General features: G+C 69.6%; 20 protein-coding genes. 1 reads left to right on the top strand and 19 read right to left on the bottom strand.

What is annotated here, in order from left to right; translation table 11 throughout:
- Positions 1-747: a TetR/AcrR family transcriptional regulator C-terminal domain-containing protein gene (locus G3I41_RS05355; protein WP_164399150.1), complete on the bottom strand. Its 747-nt coding sequence runs from the start codon at positions 745-747 to the stop codon at positions 1-3.
- A 101-nt stretch (positions 748-848) separates the two neighbouring features.
- Here G3I41_RS05355 and G3I41_RS05350 point away from each other — a divergent pair, with 101 nt between their 5' ends.
- Positions 849-1,958: an alpha/beta hydrolase gene (locus G3I41_RS05350; RefSeq protein WP_164399149.1), complete on the top strand. Its 1,110-nt coding sequence runs from the start codon at positions 849-851 to the stop codon at positions 1,956-1,958.
- Here G3I41_RS05350 and G3I41_RS05345 read toward each other — a convergent pair.
- From G3I41_RS05345 to rho, 18 genes are all read right to left on the bottom strand, one after another.
- Complete coding sequence (locus G3I41_RS05345; RefSeq protein ID WP_020207372.1) at positions 1,955-2,401, bottom strand: DUF2550 domain-containing protein; 447 nt, start codon at positions 2,399-2,401, stop codon at positions 1,955-1,957. The genes G3I41_RS05350 and G3I41_RS05345 overlap by 4 nt on opposite strands.
- 141 nt (positions 2,402-2,542) lie before the next feature.
- Positions 2,543-2,917 carry a F0F1 ATP synthase subunit epsilon gene (locus tag G3I41_RS05340; protein WP_073863017.1) on the bottom strand — a complete coding sequence of 125 codons (375 nt, stop codon included), beginning with the start codon at positions 2,915-2,917 and terminating at the stop codon, positions 2,543-2,545.
- Positions 2,918-3,026: 109 nt separating this feature from the next.
- A complete protein-coding gene (atpD, locus tag G3I41_RS05335; protein ID WP_164399148.1) occupies positions 3,027-4,469 on the bottom strand; it encodes a F0F1 ATP synthase subunit beta in 1,443 nt (480 codons plus the stop codon).
- The gene (locus G3I41_RS05330; RefSeq protein WP_164399147.1) at positions 4,469-5,383 is read right to left on the bottom strand and encodes a F0F1 ATP synthase subunit gamma; all 915 of its coding nucleotides are present in this window, start codon (positions 5,381-5,383) and stop codon (positions 4,469-4,471) included. Before G3I41_RS05330 ends, atpD begins: the two co-directional genes overlap by 1 nt.
- Before the next feature lie 3 nt (positions 5,384-5,386).
- Entirely contained in the window at positions 5,387-6,958 is a 1,572-nt protein-coding gene (atpA, locus tag G3I41_RS05325; protein ID WP_111338206.1) for a F0F1 ATP synthase subunit alpha, read from the bottom strand.
- A gap of 136 nt (positions 6,959-7,094) precedes the next feature.
- Positions 7,095-7,910 (bottom strand): F0F1 ATP synthase subunit delta, encoded by an 816-nt coding sequence (locus G3I41_RS05320; RefSeq protein ID WP_164399146.1) that lies wholly within the window; start codon positions 7,908-7,910, stop codon positions 7,095-7,097.
- Positions 7,907-8,452: a F0F1 ATP synthase subunit B gene (locus G3I41_RS05315; protein ID WP_164399145.1), complete on the bottom strand. Its 546-nt coding sequence runs from the start codon at positions 8,450-8,452 to the stop codon at positions 7,907-7,909. Before G3I41_RS05315 ends, G3I41_RS05320 begins: the two co-directional genes overlap by 4 nt.
- Before the next feature lie 37 nt (positions 8,453-8,489).
- A complete protein-coding gene (atpE, locus tag G3I41_RS05310; protein WP_018102636.1) occupies positions 8,490-8,738 on the bottom strand; it encodes an ATP synthase F0 subunit C in 249 nt (82 codons plus the stop codon).
- 67 nt (positions 8,739-8,805) lie between these two features.
- Positions 8,806-9,627: a F0F1 ATP synthase subunit A gene (gene atpB / locus G3I41_RS05305; RefSeq protein ID WP_143619749.1), complete on the bottom strand. Its 822-nt coding sequence runs from the start codon at positions 9,625-9,627 to the stop codon at positions 8,806-8,808.
- A gap of 226 nt (positions 9,628-9,853) precedes the next feature.
- The gene (locus tag G3I41_RS05300) at positions 9,854-10,291 is read right to left on the bottom strand and encodes a hypothetical protein (protein ID WP_164399144.1); all 438 of its coding nucleotides are present in this window, start codon (positions 10,289-10,291) and stop codon (positions 9,854-9,856) included.
- A gap of 260 nt (positions 10,292-10,551) precedes the next feature.
- On the bottom strand, positions 10,552-11,958 hold the full coding sequence (locus G3I41_RS05295) for an MraY family glycosyltransferase (RefSeq protein ID WP_164399143.1): 1,407 nt from the start codon (positions 11,956-11,958) through the stop codon (positions 10,552-10,554).
- 135 nt (positions 11,959-12,093) lie between these two features.
- Positions 12,094-12,735: a protein-tyrosine-phosphatase gene (locus G3I41_RS05290; RefSeq protein WP_164399142.1), complete on the bottom strand. Its 642-nt coding sequence runs from the start codon at positions 12,733-12,735 to the stop codon at positions 12,094-12,096.
- Positions 12,732-13,379, bottom strand: a complete 648-nt coding sequence (locus G3I41_RS05285; protein WP_164399141.1) for an L-threonylcarbamoyladenylate synthase — start codon at positions 13,377-13,379, stop codon at positions 12,732-12,734. The genes G3I41_RS05290 and G3I41_RS05285 overlap by 4 nt, the downstream gene beginning before the upstream one ends.
- Positions 13,380-13,434: 55 nt before the next feature.
- Positions 13,435-14,280: a peptide chain release factor N(5)-glutamine methyltransferase gene (gene prmC / locus G3I41_RS05280; RefSeq protein WP_164399140.1), complete on the bottom strand. Its 846-nt coding sequence runs from the start codon at positions 14,278-14,280 to the stop codon at positions 13,435-13,437.
- A gap of 48 nt (positions 14,281-14,328) precedes the next feature.
- On the bottom strand, positions 14,329-15,405 hold the full coding sequence (prfA, locus tag G3I41_RS05275; RefSeq protein ID WP_073963916.1) for a peptide chain release factor 1: 1,077 nt from the start codon (positions 15,403-15,405) through the stop codon (positions 14,329-14,331).
- A 151-nt stretch (positions 15,406-15,556) separates the two neighbouring features.
- Complete coding sequence (rpmE, locus tag G3I41_RS05270) at positions 15,557-15,781, bottom strand: 50S ribosomal protein L31 (protein WP_018102644.1); 225 nt, start codon at positions 15,779-15,781, stop codon at positions 15,557-15,559.
- Between the two features lie 155 nt (positions 15,782-15,936).
- A complete protein-coding gene (locus G3I41_RS05265; RefSeq protein ID WP_164399139.1) occupies positions 15,937-17,037 on the bottom strand; it encodes an LCP family protein in 1,101 nt (366 codons plus the stop codon).
- A 284-nt stretch (positions 17,038-17,321) separates the two neighbouring features.
- Positions 17,322-18,636: transcription termination factor Rho (gene rho / locus G3I41_RS05260; RefSeq protein WP_164399138.1), on the bottom strand; the 1,315-nt coding region annotated here is incomplete at its 5' end.

Raw genomic sequence — 18,636 nt, 5'->3', positions numbered from 1 at the left:
TTACGGTGACGCCTCGGCGATCAGCGCCTGGACACCGTCGAGGATGCGGTCCAGGCCGAAGTCCAGCGACTCGGCACCGTTCGACTCGAACGCCCCGTCGGCGATGGCCCGGGTGAGGGCGGGGAACCGGTCGGAGTGCCGTTCCAGGAGCTCACCGGTCAGCCGGCCCCACTCCCGGGCATGCTCCGCGTCGAAGTCCGCCCTCTGCTGGGCCAGGCTGCGCACCTGGCCGATCAGGAGCAGGACGACCCGCTGCCGGTCGGCCGCGCCGAGCCCCGTCGGTTCCAGCGCGGCGTGTGCCGCGTCCAGCCAGCCCAGCTGATGGGGGCCCATGATCTGGCGGCGCATCGCGGTGGCCGCGAGCAGCCAGGGGTGGTCCGCGTACACCTGCCAGGACCGCCGGCTCCAGGCGGCCAGCCGCTCCCGCCACTCCGGGCCCGCGTCCGTGAGGTCGGGTACGCCGGCGAGCACCACCTCCACCATGAGCTCGACCAGCTCGGTCTTGCCGGGCACATAGCGGTAGAGCGCCATCCCGGAGACCCCGAGTCCGGCCGCCACCCGGCCCATCGACACCGCTTCCAGGCCCTCCGCGTCGGCGACCGCGACCGCCTCGTCGGCGATCCGGCGCGGGGTCAGCGAGGGCTTGGGGCCGCGGGCGGGCCGGTCCCGCTCGCCCCAGAGCAGCTCCACCCCGGCCCGCATGTCCCTCGGCCCCGCCCGCTTGCTTCTCCCGGCTGCCCCGGCCATCGCGTTCTCCCTGGTCTCCGTCGGACGGTTGACACCACCTGAACAACTGTATATACCTTAAGCACTACCGCTTACGCCATAAACAGTTTAAGGAGTCAGCCATGCTGACCGCGATCGTCACCGCGTCCGCCGCCACCCTGATAGCCGGCCCCGCCGCCGGGATGCTGGGCTACCGGCAGCTCAAGCGCACCGCCCACGCGAAGAAACTGCGCATCACCGCGCCGCGCGGGATCGAGGAGGCGGGCTTCGTCCGGATCGGCGGCATCGACCAGTGGATCTCCGTACGCGGCGACGACCGCGCCAACCCGGTGATCCTGGAGATCCACGGCGGCCCCGGCGCCTCCAACCACATCTTCCTGCCGCGCACCCGGGGCTGGGAGAAGCACTTCACCGTCGTCCGCTGGGACATGCGCGGGGCCGGCCGCACCTTCGCCGCCCACGGCCCCGACGGCCAGGGGGAGTTGACCCTGCACCAGCTGTACGAGGACGCCCTGGAGGTCACCGACCACATCCGGTCCCGGATGGGCGTCGACAAGGTCCTGCTGGTGGCCAACTCGTTCGGCACGGTCACCGGGCTGCGGCTGGCCCGCAATCACCCGGAGCGCTACTCCGCGTACGTGGGCACCGACCAGAACATCAACGCGGGCGGCCGCGACCACGGGGCCTTCGACGCCCTGCTGGCGCGGCTGCGGGCGGCCGGCAAGCGCAAGGACCTGGCAGCCGCCCTCGCGATGGGACCCGACCCCACGGCCTGGACCCCGGCGCAGTGGGCGGCCCACGCCAAGACCGTCACCACGTCCGACCCGCTGACCTACGACACCATGAAGACCGTGGTGGTCCGCTCGTTGTGGTTCTCACCCCTGCACACCCTGCGCGGGCTGCGCTCCTACATGCACGGGATGACCTTCTCGAAACGGGTCGCGCCGGAGGCCGTGACGATCGACGAGTGGGCCGACGGCACCGACTTCGCCCTGCCGTTCTTCATCTTCCAGGGGGCGCACGACGTCCTGACGCCCCCGGCCCCGGCGCGCGCGTTCTACGAGGCCGTCACGGCACCGGTCAAGGACTTCGCACTCATCGAGGACGCGAGCCACTTCGCGTCGTTCCGGCACCCGGACCGCTTCCTGCAGCTGATGCTGACCCGGGTCCGGCCAGCGATCACGGGCCGGCCGGCCGACGCCGCCCAGTCCAGTCCGGCGGACAGGCCCTAAGCGACGTTCACCCGCTGGCCGGGCGGAGCCGCCTCCAGCCAGGCGAGGAAACCGGTCAGCGCGTCCTCGCTCATCGCCAGCTCCAGGCGGGTCTCCCGATGGAGACAGCCGAGCACGATCGCGTCGGAGAGCAGCGCCAGCTCCTCCTCGCCCTCCGGCATCCGGCGGGCCACGACCTCGATCGCGGAGCGCTCCAGGACCCGGCGCGGACGCGGCGAGTAGCTGAAGACCCGGAACCAGTTCACCTTGTCGCCGCTGTACCGGGCGACGCCGTACACCCAACCCTTGCCGGACAGGTCGGGTTCCTCGGGTACGTTCCACCGGAGACTGCAGTCGAAGGTCCCGCCGGAGCGCTGGATCAGCCGCCGGCGCAGACCGAAGACGAAGAGTCCCAGCGCGACCAGTGCGACGACCAGTCCGCCCACCCACAGCGCGAGGTACATCTCCACCGACCTCCTCGCGTCGTCGAGTGAACGGATTTCCGTCCGTACGTCATCTGCATCCGCATCGCCTCAGCCGCGACACGGTCCGGAGGGGTCTCCGGCACGGGCCGCGGCTGAGGGTAAAACCATGTCGTGAGGTGGCTAGTGTGCCGCCACCGCACGCAGTCGTACTTCGGCGCGCCGCTCGGAAGCGGCGTCCGTGTCCGACTTCGCACGCTCCAGCGCACGCTCGGCGCGCTGGACGTCGATCTCGTCGGCAAGCTCCGCGATCTCCGCGAGAAGCGAGAGCTTGTCGTCGGCGAACGAGATGAAACCGCCGTGCACGGCGGCCACGACGGTCGCGCCCTCGCTCGTACGGATCGTCACCGGGCCCGATTCCAGCACACCCAGAAGCGGCTGGTGACCGGGCATGACGCCGATGTCGCCGGACGTGGTGCGCGCGACGACCAGGGTGGCCTCGCCGGACCAGACACTGCGGTCCGCGGCGACCAGCTCGACGTGCAGCTCAGCAGCCAAGGGTGGCTCCTCGGGTCACCACCCGGCGGTCGTGCCGGGTGTTGGGTCAATTCTACGGGGCGTGGTGAGGGGGACGGGACGCACCCGCCCCCCTCGGTGAGCCGGGGGCTCAGGAGACGCCGAGCTCCTTGGCGTTGGCCTTCAGGTCCTCGATGCCACCGCACATGAAGAACGCCTGCTCGGGGAAGTGGTCGTACTCACCGTCGCAGATGGCGTTGAACGCGGCGATCGACTCGTCGAGCGGAACGTCCGAACCGTCCACGCCGGTGAACTGCTTGGCGACGTGGGTGTTCTGCGACAGGAAGCGCTCGACGCGACGGGCACGGTGGACGACGAGCTTGTCCTCCTCGCCCAGCTCGTCGATACCCAGGATCGCGATGATGTCCTGGAGGTCCTTGTACTTCTGGAGGATCCCCTTGACACGCATGGCGGCCGAGTAGTGGTCCTCGGCGATGTACCGCGGGTCGAGGATGCGGGACGTCGAGTCCAGCGGGTCCACGGCCGGGTAGATGCCCTTCTCGGAGATCGGACGGGAGAGCACCGTCGTCGCGTCGAGGTGGGCGAAGGTGGTCGCCGGCGCCGGGTCGGTCAGGTCGTCCGCGGGGACGTAGATCGCCTGCATCGAGGTGATCGAGTGACCGCGGGTCGACGTGATGCGCTCCTGGAGCAGACCCATCTCGTCGGCCAGGTTCGGCTGGTAACCCACCGCGGACGGCATGCGGCCGAGCAGGGTGGACACCTCGGAACCGGCCTGGGTGTACCGGAAGATGTTGTCGATGAAGAAGAGCACGTCCTGCTTCTGCACATCGCGGAAGTACTCCGCCATGGTCAGACCGGCCAGGGCGACGCGGAGACGGGTCCCCGGCGGCTCGTCCATCTGGCCGAAGACGAGCGCCGTCTTGTCGATGACGCCGGAGTCGGCCATCTCCTCGATGAGGTCGTTGCCCTCACGGGTGCGCTCACCGACGCCCGCGAACACCGACACACCGTCGTGGTTGTTGGCGACGCGGTAGATCATCTCCTGGATCAGCACGGTCTTGCCGACACCGGCACCACCGAACAGACCGATCTTTCCACCCTTGACGTACGGGGTGAGGAGGTCGATGACCTTGACGCCGGTCTCGAACATCTCGGTCTTGGACTCGAGCTGGTCGAAGTTGGGCGCCTTGCGGTGGATCGGCCAGCGCTCGGTGACCTCGGCCTCGGCCTCGGGCTTGTTGAGGATCTGGCCGAGGGTGTTGAAGACCTTGCCCTTGGTGATGTCGCCGACGGGGACCGTGATGCCGGTGCCCGTGTCGGTGACCGGGGCCTGGCGGACCAGACCGTCGGTCGGCTGCATCGAGATCGCGCGGATCACACCGTCGCCGAGGTGCTGGGCGACCTCGAGCGTCAGCGTCTTGAGCTTGCCGTCCTCGGCCGGGTCGGCCACCTCGACGGTCAGCGCGTTGTAGATGTCCGGCATCGCGTCGACGGGGAACTCCACGTCGACGACCGGGCCGATGACCCGGGCGACGCGGCCCGTGGCAACGGCCGTCTCAACTGTGGTCGTCATTACTTGTCACTCCCCGCGGTCGCGTCGGCCAGCGCACTGGCACCACCGACGATCTCGCTGATTTCCTGGGTGATTTCGGCCTGGCGGGCCGCGTTGGCAAGCCGGGAGAGCGTCTTGATGAGCTCACCGGCGTTGTCGGTGGCCGACTTCATCGCGCGGCGGCGGGCGGCGTGCTCGGAAGCAGCGGCCTGCAGCAGCGCGTTGTAGATACGGCTCTCGACGTACCGCGGAAGCAGGGCGTCGAGGACGTCCTCCGCCGACGGCTCGAAGTCGAAGAGCGGCAGGATCTCGCCCTTGCCGGTCTCCTGCTCCGTGGCACCGAGACTGAGCGGCAGCATCCGGTCGTCGACCGGGTTCTGCGTCATCATCGACACGAACTCCGTGAAGACGATGTGCAGCTCGTCGACGCCGCCCTCGGCGGTCTCCTTGGACACCGCCTCGATCAGCGGGGCAGCCGCCCGCTTGGCATCCGCGTACGTCGGGCTGTCGGTGAAGCCGGTCCACGAGTCCGCGATCTTGCGCTCGCGGAACCCGTAGTAGGCGACACCCTTGCGGCCGATCACGTACGTGTCGACCTCCTTGCCCTCACCGCGCAGCCGCTCGGTCAGCTTCTCCGCGGCCTTGATGGCGTTGGAGGAGTAACCGCCGGCCAGACCGCGGTCGCTCGTGATGAGCAGGATCGCGGCCCGGGCCGGGGACTCGGCCTCGGTGGTCAGCGGGTGCTTGGTGGTGGAGCCGGTCGCCACCGCGGTCACCGCGCGGGTGAGCTCGGTCGCGTACGGCGTCGACGCCGCCACCTGGCGCTGCGCCTTGACGATGCGCGAGGCGGCGATCATCTCCATCGCCTTGGTGATCTTCTTCGTGGCGGTGACGGAGCGGATGCGGCGCTTGTAAACGCGAAGCTGAGCGCCCATCGATCAGCCCTCGCCCAGGAGCTTGCCGTCCGAGGTCTCGAACTGCTGCTTGAAGGCGGCGACGGCGTCGGCGATCGCCTGCAGCGTGTCGTCGGACATCTTGGCGCCCTCACGGATGCTGGTGAGGAGGTCCTTGCGCTCGCGGCGCAGGTACTCCAGCAGCTCCGTCTCGAAGCGGCGGATGTCCTCGACCGGGACGTCGTCCATCTTGCCGTTGGTGCCGGCCCAGACGGAGACGACCTGCTCCTCGACCGGGAACGGGGCGTACTGCGGCTGCTTCAGCAGCTCGACCATGCGCTTACCGCGCTCCAGCGACGCCTTGGAGGCCGCGTCCAGGTCGGAACCGAAGGCGGCGAACGCCTCCAGCTCGCGGTACTGGGCGAGGTCCACGCGGAGCCGGCCGGACACCTGGCGCATGGCCTTGTGCTGGGCGGAGCCACCGACGCGGGAGACCGAGATACCGACGTTCAGGGCCGGACGCTGGCCGGCGTTGAACAGGTCGGACTCCAGGAAGCACTGGCCGTCGGTGATGGAGATGACGTTGGTCGGGATGAACGCCGACACGTCGTTCGCCTTCGTCTCGACGATCGGGAGACCCGTCATCGAACCGGCACCCATGTCGTCGGAGAGCTTGGCGCAGCGCTCCAGCAGACGCGAGTGGAGGTAGAAGACGTCGCCGGGGTACGCCTCACGGCCCGGCGGACGGCGCAGCAGCAGGGAGACGGCACGGTAGGCGTCGGCCTGCTTCGAGAGGTCGTCGAAGATGATCAGGACGTGCTTGCCCTGGTACATCCAGTGCTGGCCGATGGCCGAGCCGGTGTACGGCGCGAGGTACTTGAAGCCGGCCGGGTCGGACGCCGGGGCGGCGACGATGGTCGTGTACTCCAGCGCACCGGCCTCTTCGAGGGCGCCGCGCACGGAGGCGATCGTCGAGCCCTTCTGACCGATGGCGACGTAGATGCAGCGCACCTGCTTGTTCACGTCGCCCGAGCGCCAGTTGTCGCGCTGGTTGATGATCGTGTCGACGGCCAGCGCGGTCTTACCCGTCTGACGGTCGCCGATGATCAGCTGACGCTGGCCGCGGCCGATCGGCACCATGGCGTCGACGGCCTTGTAGCCGGTCTGCATCGGCTCGTGCACCGACTTGCGGACCATGACGCCAGGGGCCTGCAGCTCGAGGGCGCGGCGGCCGTCGGTCGCGATCTCGCCGAGACCGTCGATCGGGTTGCCGAGCGGGTCGACGACGCGGCCGAGGTAGCCCTCGCCGACGCCGACGGAGAGCACCTCACCGGTGCGCTGCACCGGCTGGCCCTCCTCGATGCCGCTGAACTCGCCGAGGACGATCGCACCGATCTCGCGCTCCTCGAGGTTGAGGGCGAGACCGAGGGTGCCGTCCTCGAACTTCAGCAGCTCGTTCGCCATGGCGGAGGGCAGGCCCTCCACCTTCGCGATGCCGTCGCCGGCAACGCTGACCGTACCGACCTCCTCGCGCGAGGCCGCGTCCGGCTTGTACGACTGGACAAAGTTCTCCAGCGCGTCCCGGATCTCCTCCGGCCGGATCGTGAGCTCCGCCATCTGGGTTCCCTGCTCTCCTTGTTGGGCCCGAAGTTTCTTAAGGGGGTCTGGGGGCCGACCCCCAGGAATCTTCTGCAGTTTCTGCACGGCCCAACCGGGCCGCTGGTCTTGCTCTGTTCTGTTGCGCTGCGCTTCGTCAGCCGGCCATGCGACGGGTCGCCTCGTCGAGGCGGTCCGCGATGGTGCCGTTGATGACCTCGTCGCCGACCCGCACCGCGATCCCGCCGAGGACCGAGGGGTCCACGTCGAGGTTCAGGTGCATCTGGCGACCGTAGATCTTCGCCAGGGCGGCACCCAGGCGCTGCTTCTGCCGGTCGCTGAGCGGCACCGCGGAGGTGACGATCGCGACCATGCGCTCCCGGCGCTCCGCGGCGAGCTTGGAGAGGGAGTCGAGTCCCGCTTCCAGGCTACGTCCACGCGGCTGGGTGACAAGCCGCACGATGACGCGCTCGGTGGCGGGCCGCGCCTTGCCGCCGAGCAGGCTGCGGAGCAGCTCGCCCTTGGCGGCGGGGGTCGCGGTCCGGCTGGTGAGCGCGGCACGCAGGCCGGTGTCCGAGGCGACGATGCGGCCGAACCGGAAGAGTTCGTCCTCGACGTCGTCCAGGGCGCCGGTGCGCTGGGCGGCGGTGAGGTCGGCGGTGTTCGCCAGCTCCTCGACCGCGTCGACCAGGTCACGCGACTGCGACCAGCGCGAGCGGACCATGCCGGAGACCAGGTCGACGGCTTCGCCGCCCACCTGGCCGCCGAGCAGGCGGCCTGCCAGCTCGGCCCTGGCCTCGCCCGGCTGCGCCGGGTCGGTCAGGACCCGGCGCAGCGACACCTCGCGGTGCAGCAGCGCCGTGACGCCGGCCAGGTCCTCGGCGAGCTTCGCCGCGTCGACCGACGTGGAGTCGGTCAGCGCGTCGAGGCGCTCGCGTGCGGCAGCCAGTGCCTCGCGGCTCGCGCTGTTCATCGGACGGCCTCGGCCTTCGCTTCGAGCTCGTCGAGGAAGCGGTCGACGGTGCCACTCTGCCGGGCGTGGTCCTCCAGGGACTCACCGACGAGCTTGCCGGCCAGGTCGGTGGCGAGCTTGCCCACGTCCTGGCGCAGCGCGGCGGCGGCGGCCTTGCGGTCGGCCTCGATCTGGGCGTGGCCGGCGGCGACGATCTCGTCGCGCTGGCGCTGGCCCTCGGCACGCATTTCCTGCAGGATCACGGCGCCCTGCTCCTGCGCCTCCTGGCGCATACGAGCGGCTTCGTGGCGGGCCTCGGCGAGCTGAGCCTTGTACTGCTCAAGAACGCTCTGGGCCTCGGTCTGGGCCGCATCGGCCTTCTCGATACCGCCTTCGATGGCCTCGCGGCGCTCTTCCAGAACCTTGTTGATGTTCGGGAGGAGCTTCTTGGCGAGGAAGCCGAAGACGATGACGAAAGCGATGAGGCCAATGACGAGCTCAGGGATCGGCGGAATGAGCGGGTTTTCCGCATCCTCCGCCGCGAGCTGAACCAGGGGGTTCACGTCAGTGCCTTCCGTCGAATGGGCTGTTCGCGACCGGTCAGGAGGTCGGGTAGACGAACGGCATGACCAGACCGATCAGGGCGAGCGCCTCACAGAAGGCGAAGCCGAGGATCTGGTTGGCGCGGATGAGACCGGCAGCCTCGGGCTGACGGGCGAGCGCCTGGGTGCCGTTACCGAAGATGATGCCGATGCCGACGCCGGGGCCGATCGCGGCGAGGCCGTAACCGATCGAGCCGAGGTTGCCCTTGATTTCGACGCCGGCGGCGAGGGTCTGGAGAGCGGACATGCCGGTTCTTCCTTCTCTTTCAATGTCCGGTGGGGGTTGGCCACCGGGTGCTTCAGGAGTGGGGTGCTCAGTGGCCCTTGGCGAGAGCGCCCTGGATGTAGCTGCAGGCCAGCAGCACGAAGACGTAAGCCTGAACAGCCTGGATGAAGAGTTCGAAGGCGGTCATCACGATGACCATCACGAACGACACACCTGCGTAGGCGATCCCGATGCCGTTGAGCATGTACCAGCTGGCGATCGTGAAGAGCAGCAGGAGCGTGTGGCCCGCGAACATGTTGGCGAAGAGTCGGACCGCGTGCGTGAACGGCCGGACCAGCAGGTTCGAGAAGAACTCGATGGTCATCGAGAGCGGCAGGACCCCGCCGAGGCTCTTGTCGTAACCCGAGAAGTTCTTGAGGGCTCCGACGAAGCCGTGCTTCTTGAAGGTCAGGCCGACCCAGAGCACGTAGACGATCAGGGCGAGGATCGCCGGGTACGAGATGATCGCCGTCACGGGGAACTGGGCAACCGGGATGATGGACCAGAGGTTCATCATCCAGATGACGAAGAACAGGGAGACCATCAGCGGGACGTACTTCTCGCCGTCGCGCTTGCCGATCGTCTCGTAGACGATGCCGCGGCGGATGAAGTCGTATCCGGCCTCGGCCGTCATCTGGAGCTTGCCGGGCACCAACTTCGGCTTGCGGAAGGCGGCCCAGAAGAAGCCCACGATGATCACCGAGCCGAGCAGGGCCAGCAGCATCGTCTTGTTGAAGTACAGGTTGCTGTCCGCGTCGCCCCAGAGGGGCTCGAACAGGAACGAGTGCAGGCCGGGTGCCGGAAAGCCACAACCGTCGAAGAGGTGGCAATCGGTCTCGAAGGCGAGCACCTGTGTCGGGTCAGCACTCACCGCGGGCTCCTTCAGCGTGGCGCATAGGTACGGCAACCTCGTTGTGTCGGCGCGGCGCGCAGCCGCGGTTCGGCACTGGACTGGTGTTTCGGATGTGTGAGCGGCAGTCAGGCATGTGAGCCTCGCGATCGAGCAGGCGTCAGCTCACATGCACGCGCCCGCAGTGCCGCAGTTGGAACCGGACGATAGCAGGGTCCTGACCCCGCACTTATTCCGCCCCTACCCTTCACGCGCCGGACCCCGGTTTCCCGGCCTTGTCGGCCTTGTCGGATTCGGGTTCCACGTAAAGGATCTTGGCCTTCATGTGCGCACGCGCCTGTGCGCCGATCCACACGAGGGTCGTCGCGACCAGGGTGATCGCGAACGCCTTCGGGTTGAACAGCGAGGTGTTCTTGAATACGGCGACGAAGATGAAAAGCAGCAGGAGCTGCGCCGTGTAGAGCGCGAGCCCCATCGCCTGGAAGAGGTGGGGCATGGACCTGGCGGTCCGTTGCAGGACCAGGAGCCCGATCCCCATGAAGAGGATGACCACGATCGTCCCCACGATCGCGCCCAGGGCTCCCTTGCCACCGGCGACGCCAGCGCTGATCGCGGCGGCTACGGCGCCGGCGACAGCGGTGGGTACGGCGGTCTGGAGGAGAGTCCGGACGTCGTTGGACGGCATGGCGGCAGCTCCGCTTGCAGGGGGTGGGCAGTGTGTCGTCATGGACGAGCGTAGGCCCGGTCCGAGTCGATGCCTCGGGCCGATGGACCGTGCTACATCAGGTCCTTCGGCTCTGTCACCGGGCTTCGTGAACGGTATCACAAACTATTTGATGAGGTCTTTACCAAGAAAGTGTGCTTGCTGTCACACGTGAGGGCTAATGAGCACGTGTGAGCGAGGCAAGGCGTCGCTTTGTCTGCTAATGGGAGCCGATGACCGGTTCACCGACGGGTGGAACCGGCCGCCCGGCGGTCCGCCGTACGCGAACGGTGGCCGATCGCGGTCGCTCCGTTGACGCCCGAGACACCTGCGGCGACAGGCGCCCCGGCAGCTGCCTCACGCCCCTCGGAGGCACCGCCGGCCCCGCCCGTCGCACCCGCCTCCATCTGGCCGTCCACGGGCCCCTGTTGGCCCTCCGCGGCCTCCTCCGGCTCTTCCGCCCGACGCCGTCTGCGGCGGTAGCGCGGCGGCACGAAGCGTTCCGCCCAGCGCGGGGCGCGCGGGGTGAACGCGGGCAGCAGGAGCAGGATCAGCCCGAGCGCGCTCAGTCCGACGATCACGATCACGATCCACAGGGACGTCGAGTTCACCGAGTACCCCACCGCGCCGAACGCGATCAGCGCCGACCAGAAGTACATGATCAGCACCGACCGGCTGTGCGAGTGGCCGATGTTGAGCAGCCGGTGGTGCAGGTGGCCCCGGTCCGCCGCGAACGGCGACTGGCCGTTCCAGGTGCGCCGCACGATCGCCAGCACCAGGTCGGCCGCCGGGATGGCGATGATGGTCAGCGGCAGCAGCAGCGGGATGAAGACCGGGATCATCGCGTGGGTCGCCTGGCGCTCACTGCCCTCGAAGATCTTCATGGTGTCCGGGTCGACCTGCCCGGTCACCGAGATCGCGCCGGCCGCGAGCACCAGACCGATGAGCATCGACCCCGAGTCGCCCATGAAGATCCGCGCGGGGTGCATGTTGTGCGGCAGGAAGCCGAGGCACATGCCCATCAGGATCGCCGCGAACAGCGTCGCCGGGGCGGCGGCCTCGATGGTGTGCCCGTACCAGAGCCGGTACGTGTACAGGAAGAACGCGGCGGCGGCGATGAGCACCATGCCCGCCGCGAGCCCGTCCAGGCCGTCCACGAAGTTGACCGCGTTGATCGTGATGACGACCAGCGCCACGGTGAGCAGCGTGCCCTGCCACGGGGTCAGGGCGACGGTGCCGACGCCCGGGATCGGCAGCCACAGGATCGTGAGGCCCTGGAGGACCATGACGGCGGCGGCGAGCATCTGCCCGCCCAGCTTGATCAGGGCGTCGATCTCGAACTTGTCGTCCAGGACCCCGATCAGCCAGATCAGCGCCGCCCCGGAGAGCAGCGCCCTGGGTTCGCTGGAGAGTTCGAAGACCCCGTCGAGGTTGGCGAGGTGGTTGGCGACGATGAGCCCCGCGCACAGCCCGCCGAACATGGCGATGCCGCCGAGCCGCGGAGTCGGTTCGCGGTGGACGTCGCGCGCGCGGATCGCGGGCATCGCCCCGACCGCGATGGCGAACTTGCGCACCGGACCGGTGAGCAAGTAGGTCACAGCGGCCGTGACACAGAGTGTCAGCAGGTAATCACGCACGGGCTGCCCCACAGATATCGCCGGCCATCTCAGCCCACACCTTAACTAGACAGGTCCCATGGTGGAGGACACGGAGCTGTCCGCGATGGTTGCACGGCACCGCTCGGGAAGATCATCGAGGGCCCCCGCAGGAGGCCCGACGCGGGGTCAGCGGGACGCGGAGACGCCGGTCAGCGCGGTGACGACCGGGTCCAGGGCCTGGCTGATCTCGTCGCCGATGGAACGGAAGAACGTGATCGGGGCACCGTACGGGTCGTGGACCTCGTCGGCGTCCGCGGTCGGGGCCAGCAGCCAGCCCCGCAGCGCCGCGGCGGCCCGCACCAGGGCGCGGGCGCGCTCGACCACGCCCTCCTCGCCGGCGTCGGGCAGGGTGGCCGGGTCTATGGCCCGGACCAGCCTGGTGAACTCCTTGAGCGTGAAGGTGCGCAGCCCGGCCGAGTGGCCCATGGAGATGACCTGGGCGCGGTGGTCGCGGGTGGCCGTGAGCACGAGATCGGCACGGATCACGTGCTCGTCCAGCAGCTCACGGCCGGTGAAGCCGGTGGCGTCGGCGCCGAAGTCGGCGAGGACCACCTCGGCGTTGGCCTCCATCGGAGCGCCCTCGTGGCCCCAGGTGCCGGCGCTCTCCACGATCAGCCCGCCCTGGAGCGGGTCCCCGAGCCGGTGCACCAGGGCGTGCCGGGTCAGCCGCTCGGTGATCGGCGAGCGGCAGACGTTGCCGGTGCTGACGTGGAGGATGCGGAAAGTGTCGGGCCGCCCCGCTATGCCACGCCCCTCGGGGGCGGTCAATTGGCCACCTCGAGGTCGGGTACCACCTTGCGCAGCTCCTCCGCCGAGAGCGCTCCGGCGCGCAGCAGGACGGGCACCTTGCCGGTGACGTCGACGATGGAGGAGGGCTCGATGCCGGGGGTCGGGCCGCCGTCGAGGTAGACGGAGACGGAGTCGCCGAGCATCTGCTGGGCGGCGTCGCAGTCCTCCGGCGAGGGGTGGCCGGTCAGGTTGGCGCTGGAGACGGCCATCGGGCCGACCTCGGTGAGGAGCTCGATGGCGACCGGGTGCAGCGGCATCCGGACGGCGACCGTGCCCCGGGTGTCGCCGAGGTCCCACTGGAGCGACGGCTGGTGCTTGGCGACCAGGGTCAGGGCGCCCGGCCAGAACGCGTCGACCAGCTCCCACGCCTGCTCGGAGAAGTCGGTGACCAGGCCGTGCAGGGTGTTCGGGGAGCCGATGAGCACCGGCGAGGGCATGTTGCGGCCCCGGCCCTTGGCCTCCAGGAGGTCGCCGACCGCCTCGGCGGCGAAGGCGTCCGCGCCGATCCCGTACACGGTGTCGGTGGGCAGCACGACGAGCTCGCCGCGGCGGACGGCCGACGCGGCTTCGCGCAGCCCCGTCGTGCGGTCGGTCGCGTCGTTGCAGTCGTATCGCCGTGCCATCAGCCGGCCTCCTCAAGCATGTACGGGTAGGGCTGGTACGGGTGGCGGACCCCGGTCACGGCATCGCCTTGCGGGCGGTGGCGAACCGGGGGCGCCGGTTGAGGTCGGGGTGGTCGGCGGCGTCGGCCCAGCCCCGCTCCTCGGTGAAGATCCAGGGCACCTGGCCGCCCTGGGTGTCGGCGTGCTCGATGACGACGAGGCCGCCGGGGCGGAGCAGGCGGTGCGCGGTGCGCTCGATGCCCCGGATGGTGTCGAGGCCGTCCTCGCCGGAGAACAGCGCCATCTCGGGGTCGTGGTCGCGCGCCTCGGGCGCCACGTACTCCCACTCGGTGAGCGGGATGTACGGCGGGTTGGAGATGACCAGGTCGACCTGGCCGTCCAGCTCGGGCAGGGCCGTGAGCGCGTCGCCGCGGTGCACGGTGACGCGCGAGTTCTCGGCGTTCTTCCGGGTCCACCTCAGGGCGTCCTCGGACAGCTCCACGGCGTGCACGCGGGAGCGCGGGACCTCCTGGGCCATGGCGAGGGCGATGGCGCCCGAGCCGGTGCACAGGTCCACGATCAGCGGCTCCACGACGTCCATCGCGCGGACGGCGTCTATGGCCCAGCCGACGACCGACTCGGTCTCGGGGCGGGGCACGAAGACGCCGGGGCCGACCTGGAGCTCCAGGTAGCGGAAGAAGGCGCGTCCGGTGATGTGCTGGAGCGGTTCGCGGGCCTCGCGGCGGGCGATGGTCTCCCAGTAGCGGGCGTCGAAGTCGGCGTCCGGCACGTGGTGCAGCTCGCCCCGCTTCACGCCGTGCACGAACGCGGCGAGTTCCTCGGCATCGAATCTCGGTGAGGGAACACCGGCGTCGGCCAGCCGCTGGGTGGCCTGGGCCACCTCGGCGAGCAGCAGGTTCATCGCGGTTCTCCGTACGGGTTCACGAGCGGGTCGGGGCGGGCGGTGGGCTCAGGCGGCTGCCAGCTTGGCGGCGGAGTCGGCGTCGACGCACGCCTGGATGACCGCGTCCAGGTCGCCGTCGAGCACCTGGTCCAAGTTGTACGCCTTGAAGCCGACACGGTGGTCCGAGATCCGGTTTTCCGGGAAGTTGTACGTCCGGATCTTCTCGGAACGGTCGACCGTGCGCACCTGGCTGCGACGTACGTCCGAAGCCTCCTGCTCGGCGGCCTCCTGGGCGGCGGCGAGGAGCCGGGAGCGCAGGATGCGCATCGCCTGCTCCTTGTTCTGGAGCTGGCTCTTCTCGTTCTGGCAGGAGGCGACGACGCCGGTCGGCAGGTGCGTGATGCGGACGGCGGAGTCGGTGGTGTTGACGGACTGGCCGCCGGGGCCGGACGAGCGGTACACGTCGATGCGGAGGTCGTTGGCGTGGATCTCGACGTCGACCTCCTCGGCCTCGGGCGTCACGAGGACACCGGCGGCTGAGGTGTGGATGCGGCCCTGGGACTCGGTGGAGGGCACGCGCTGCACGCGGTGCACCCCGCCCTCGTACTTCATCCGGGCCCAGACGCCCTGGCCGGGTTCGGTGGCCCCGTTGCCGCCCTTGGTCTTCACGGCGACCTGGACGTCCTTGTAGCCGCCGAGCTCGGACTCGGTGGAGTCGATGATCTCGGTCTTCCAGCCGACGCGCTCGGCGTAGCGCAGGTACATGCGCAGGAGATCGCCGGCGAACAGCGCGGACTCGTCCCCGCCCGCCCCGGCCTTGATCTCCAGGAGCACGTCCTTGTCGTCGCTGGGGTCCCGGGGGACGAGCAGGAGGCGCAGCTTCTCGGTGAGCTCCTCGCGCTGCTGCTCCAGCTCCTTGACCTCGGCGGCGAAGTCGGGGTCGTCGGCGGCGAGCTCGCGGGCGGTCTCGATGTCGTCACCGGACTGCTTCCAGGAGCGGTACGTCGCGACGATCGGGCTCAGCTCCGCGTAGCGCTTGTTGAGCTTGCGCGCGTTGCCCTGGTCGGCGTGGACCGCGGGGTCGGCGAGCTGTTTCTCGAGATCGGCGTGCTCGCCGATCAGTTCCTCGACCGCCTCGAACATCTCGGGCTCCTGGTTCCTTCGCTCGTCGTGCCTGCCGGCCGGTGGGTGCCTGCCGGGGCCGGGGTACGGAGACCCCGTGCCCGGACCGGAAAAAAACGCCGGCCACGGCGCCCCCGTAGAGAGGGCACCGCGGACCGGCGCGGACGGCTCGCTACTTGCCGGCGGCCTTGGCGCCCTTGCCGAAGCGGGCCTCGAAGCGGGCCACACGGCCACCGGTGTCGAGGATCTTCTGCTTGCCCGTGTAGAACGGGTGGCACTCGGAGCAGACCTCGGCACGGATGGTGCCGCTGTCCAGCGTGGAGCGGGTGGTGAACGACGCGCCACAGGTGCAGCTGACCTGCGTCTCGACGTACTGGGGGTGGATGTCGCGCTTCAAGGGTGTCTCCTAGGATCGGGAGGGCTCCGGGTCGTACGCGCGGATTGCGCGTCCGTGAACCGGGGCCGACGTACCAGTCTGCCAGGACCGGCCGTATCTCCCAAAACGAGGGTGGACGGCCGGGTATTCCCCCGGGGCACGGCCCGGGGCCGGGGTCAGCGGACGATCCTGCCCGCGTCGCCCTTGTCGCCGGCCGACTGCTTCGTCGCGGAGGCGGGGATCGGCTTGTCGGCGCCCAGGGCGTCCCAGACCTGCTGGTCGGCCTTCTCCAGCGGGATGACGCGGTTGGGGTCGGCGGGGTCGTACTCGACGGGCAGGGTCACCATGTTCACGTGGTCGGAGCCGAGCCCCTTGAGGCCCTTGGCGAAGCCCGCGAGCTTGGTGACCGAGCCCAGCTCGGAGTCGGTGGTGACGGCCTTGGTGGCGGTGTCCGCGATGCCGTACAGCTTGGTGCCGTCGAACACGCCCACGCTCTTGACCTGCTGCATCAGCGCCTTGATGAACGCCTGCTGGAGCTGGATGCGGCCGAGGTCGCTGCCGTCGCCGACGCTGTGCCGGGTGCGGACCAGGCCGAGGGACTGCTCGCCGTTCAGGGTGTGGGTGCCCGGCTGGAGGTCCAGATGGCTGTCGGGGTCGTCGATCGCCTCGGTGGTGGTGATCCCGACGCCGCCGAGTTTGTCGATCAGCTTCTTGAAGCCGGTGAAGTCGACCTCGACGTAGTGGTCCATGCGGATGCCGGACATGGATTCGACGGTCTTGACCGCGCAGGCCGGCCCGCCGACCTCGTACGCCGTGTTGAACATGGCGCGCTGCTGCCCGGCCACCGGATCGCCGCTGACGTCGCCGGTGCAGTCCGGCCGGGTGATGAGGGTGTCGCGCGGGATGGAGACCACACTCGCGGTCTTGTGGCCCTTGTTGACGTGGACGACCATCGCGGTGTCCGAGCGGGCCGCGCCCTCGTCCGCGCCGTACTCGCCGTTCGCGCCGGAGCGGGAGTCGGAGCCGAGGACGAGGATGTCCTCGGAGCCGTTGTCGACGTTCTCGGGGCGGTCCTTGCCGAGCGCGGTGTTGATGTCGACGGCCTGGAGATTGCCGTTGAGGTGGACGTACGCGTAGCCGAGCCCGGCACCGCCCACGACGACCGCGCCGGCCAGGCTCCAGACGGCCACGCGCTTCGCCCTGCGGCCGCGGGACGGCTTCTTCCGGCGTCTGCCGGTGGCCCGTATTCGGCCGCTGCTCCCGCTTCGCTCGCTCATGCGTCTCCCTCGTTCCGTCGGCTACCCCCTGGCTTGGCGGCGACAAGAAGCGTGGCACAGGCGGCTGTGACCCCCGGGGGTGTCCGGAACGGCTCGCACGGGGACGGTGCCGACCGGTATCCCGGCGCTCACCTGCGGTTTCGTGGGCGGTACAACCGTCGCACGAAGGTGCCGCGCGGCGGCGCCCGTGTGGCGAAGGTCTCGGGACGGCAGCGGGGTACGCACAGGGCCGCCCCCGCACCGGAAGTGCGGGGGCGGCCCTGTGTGCTGCCGGAGGGCGACGACTAGTCGTTGTTGCCCGGGGCCGGCGTCGTCTTCTGGATCTGGAGCAGGAACTCCGCGTTCGACTGGGTCTTCTTCATCCGGTCGAGCAGGAGCTCGATGGCCTGCTGCTGGTCGAGCGCGTGCAGCACCCGGCGCAGCTTCCAGACGATCCCCAACTCCTCGCTGCCGAGCAGGATTTCCTCCTTGCGGGTGGAGGACGCGTCGACGTCCACCGCCGGGAAGATCCGCTTGTCGGAGAGCTTGCGGTCGAGCTTGAGCTCCATGTTGCCGGTGCCCTTGAACTCCTCGAAGATCACCTCGTCCATGCGCGAGCCGGTCTCGACCAGCGCGGTGGCCAGGATGGTCAGCGAGCCGCCGTCCTCGATGTTGCGCGCGGCACCGAAGAAGCGCTTCGGCGGGTAGAGCGCGGTCGAGTCGACACCACCGGACAGGATGCGGCCGGAGGCCGGGGCGGCGAGGTTGTACGCGCGTCCCAGGCGGGTGATCGAGTCGAGCAGGACGACCACGTCGTGACCCAGCTCCACGAGGCGCTTGGCGCGCTCGATGGCCAGCTCGGCGACGGTGGTGTGGTCCTCGGCGGGGCGGTCGAAGGTCGAGGAGATGACCTCGCCCTTCACCGACCGCTGCATGTCGGTGACCTCTTCCGGACGCTCGTCCACGAGGACGACCATCAGGTGGCACTCGGGGCTGTTGACCGTGATCGCGTTGGCGATGGCCTGGAGGATCATGGTCTTGCCGGTCTTCGGCGGGGCCACGATCAGACCGCGCTGGCCCTTGCCGATGGGGGCGACCAGGTCGATGATCCGCGTCGTCAGGACGTTGGAGTCGGTCTCCAGACGGAGCCGGTCCTGCGGGTAGAGCGGGGTCAGCTTCTGGAACTCGGGGCGGCCCCGGCCCGATTCGGGCGCCATGCCGTTGACCGAGTCGAGGCGGACCAGCGCGTTGAACTTCTCGCGGCGCTCGCCGTCCTTGGGCTGGCGCACCGCACCGGTGACGTGGTCGCCCTTGCGCAGGCCGTTCTTGCGGACCTGGGCGAGCGAGACGTACACGTCGTTCGGGCCCGGCAGGTAGCCGGAGGTCCGGATGAACGCGTAGTTGTCGAGGATGTCCAGGATGCCCGCGACGGGGATCAGGACGTCGTCGTCGGTGACGGGCGGGGCGTCGGCGAAGTCGTCGCGGCCACGGCGGCCACGGCGGTCGCGGTAGCGCCCGCGCCGGCCGCGCCGGCCGCCCTCGTCGTCGAAGCCGTCGTCCTGCGGGCCGTTGTTGCCGCCCTGGTTCTGGCCGCCGCCCTGACGGCGGTTGCCGCCCTGG

Source organism: Streptomyces sp. SID9727 (genome assembly GCF_010550605.1).
Lineage (GTDB): Bacteria > Actinomycetota > Actinomycetes > Streptomycetales > Streptomycetaceae > Streptomyces.
Note: the sequence above shows the minus strand (reverse complement) of the source record. Positions and strands in the feature narration are given on the sequence as shown.

Excerpts from the sequence above, each read along its gene's own strand:
- G3I41_RS05300 (WP_164399144.1), bottom strand. The coding sequence starts at position 10,291 with ATGCCGTCCAACGACGTCCGGACTCTCCTCCAGACCGCCGTACCCACC.
- G3I41_RS05265 (WP_164399139.1), bottom strand. The coding sequence starts at position 17,037 with ATGAGCGAGCGAAGCGGGAGCAGCGGCCGAATACGGGCCACCGGCAGA.
- atpA (WP_111338206.1), bottom strand. The coding sequence starts at position 6,958 with ATGGCGGAGCTCACGATCCGGCCGGAGGAGATCCGGGACGCGCTGGAG.
- G3I41_RS05285 (WP_164399141.1), bottom strand. The coding sequence starts at position 13,379 with ATGGCACGGCGATACGACTGCAACGACGCGACCGACCGCACGACGGGG.
- prfA (WP_073963916.1), bottom strand. The coding sequence starts at position 15,405 with ATGTTCGAGGCGGTCGAGGAACTGATCGGCGAGCACGCCGATCTCGAG.
- G3I41_RS05330 (WP_164399147.1), bottom strand. The coding sequence starts at position 5,383 with ATGGGCGCTCAGCTTCGCGTTTACAAGCGCCGCATCCGCTCCGTCACC.
- G3I41_RS05355 (WP_164399150.1), bottom strand. The coding sequence starts at position 747 with ATGGCCGGGGCAGCCGGGAGAAGCAAGCGGGCGGGGCCGAGGGACATG.
- G3I41_RS05350 (WP_164399149.1), top strand. The coding sequence starts at position 849 with ATGCTGACCGCGATCGTCACCGCGTCCGCCGCCACCCTGATAGCCGGC.
- atpD (WP_164399148.1), bottom strand. The coding sequence starts at position 4,469 with ATGACGACCACAGTTGAGACGGCCGTTGCCACGGGCCGCGTCGCCCGG.
- prmC (WP_164399140.1), bottom strand. The coding sequence starts at position 14,280 with ATGAACCTGCTGCTCGCCGAGGTGGCCCAGGCCACCCAGCGGCTGGCC.
- G3I41_RS05320 (WP_164399146.1), bottom strand. The coding sequence starts at position 7,910 with ATGAACAGCGCGAGCCGCGAGGCACTGGCTGCCGCACGCGAGCGCCTC.
- G3I41_RS05345 (WP_020207372.1), bottom strand. The coding sequence starts at position 2,401 with ATGTACCTCGCGCTGTGGGTGGGCGGACTGGTCGTCGCACTGGTCGCG.
- atpE (WP_018102636.1), bottom strand. The coding sequence starts at position 8,738 with ATGTCCGCTCTCCAGACCCTCGCCGCCGGCGTCGAAATCAAGGGCAAC.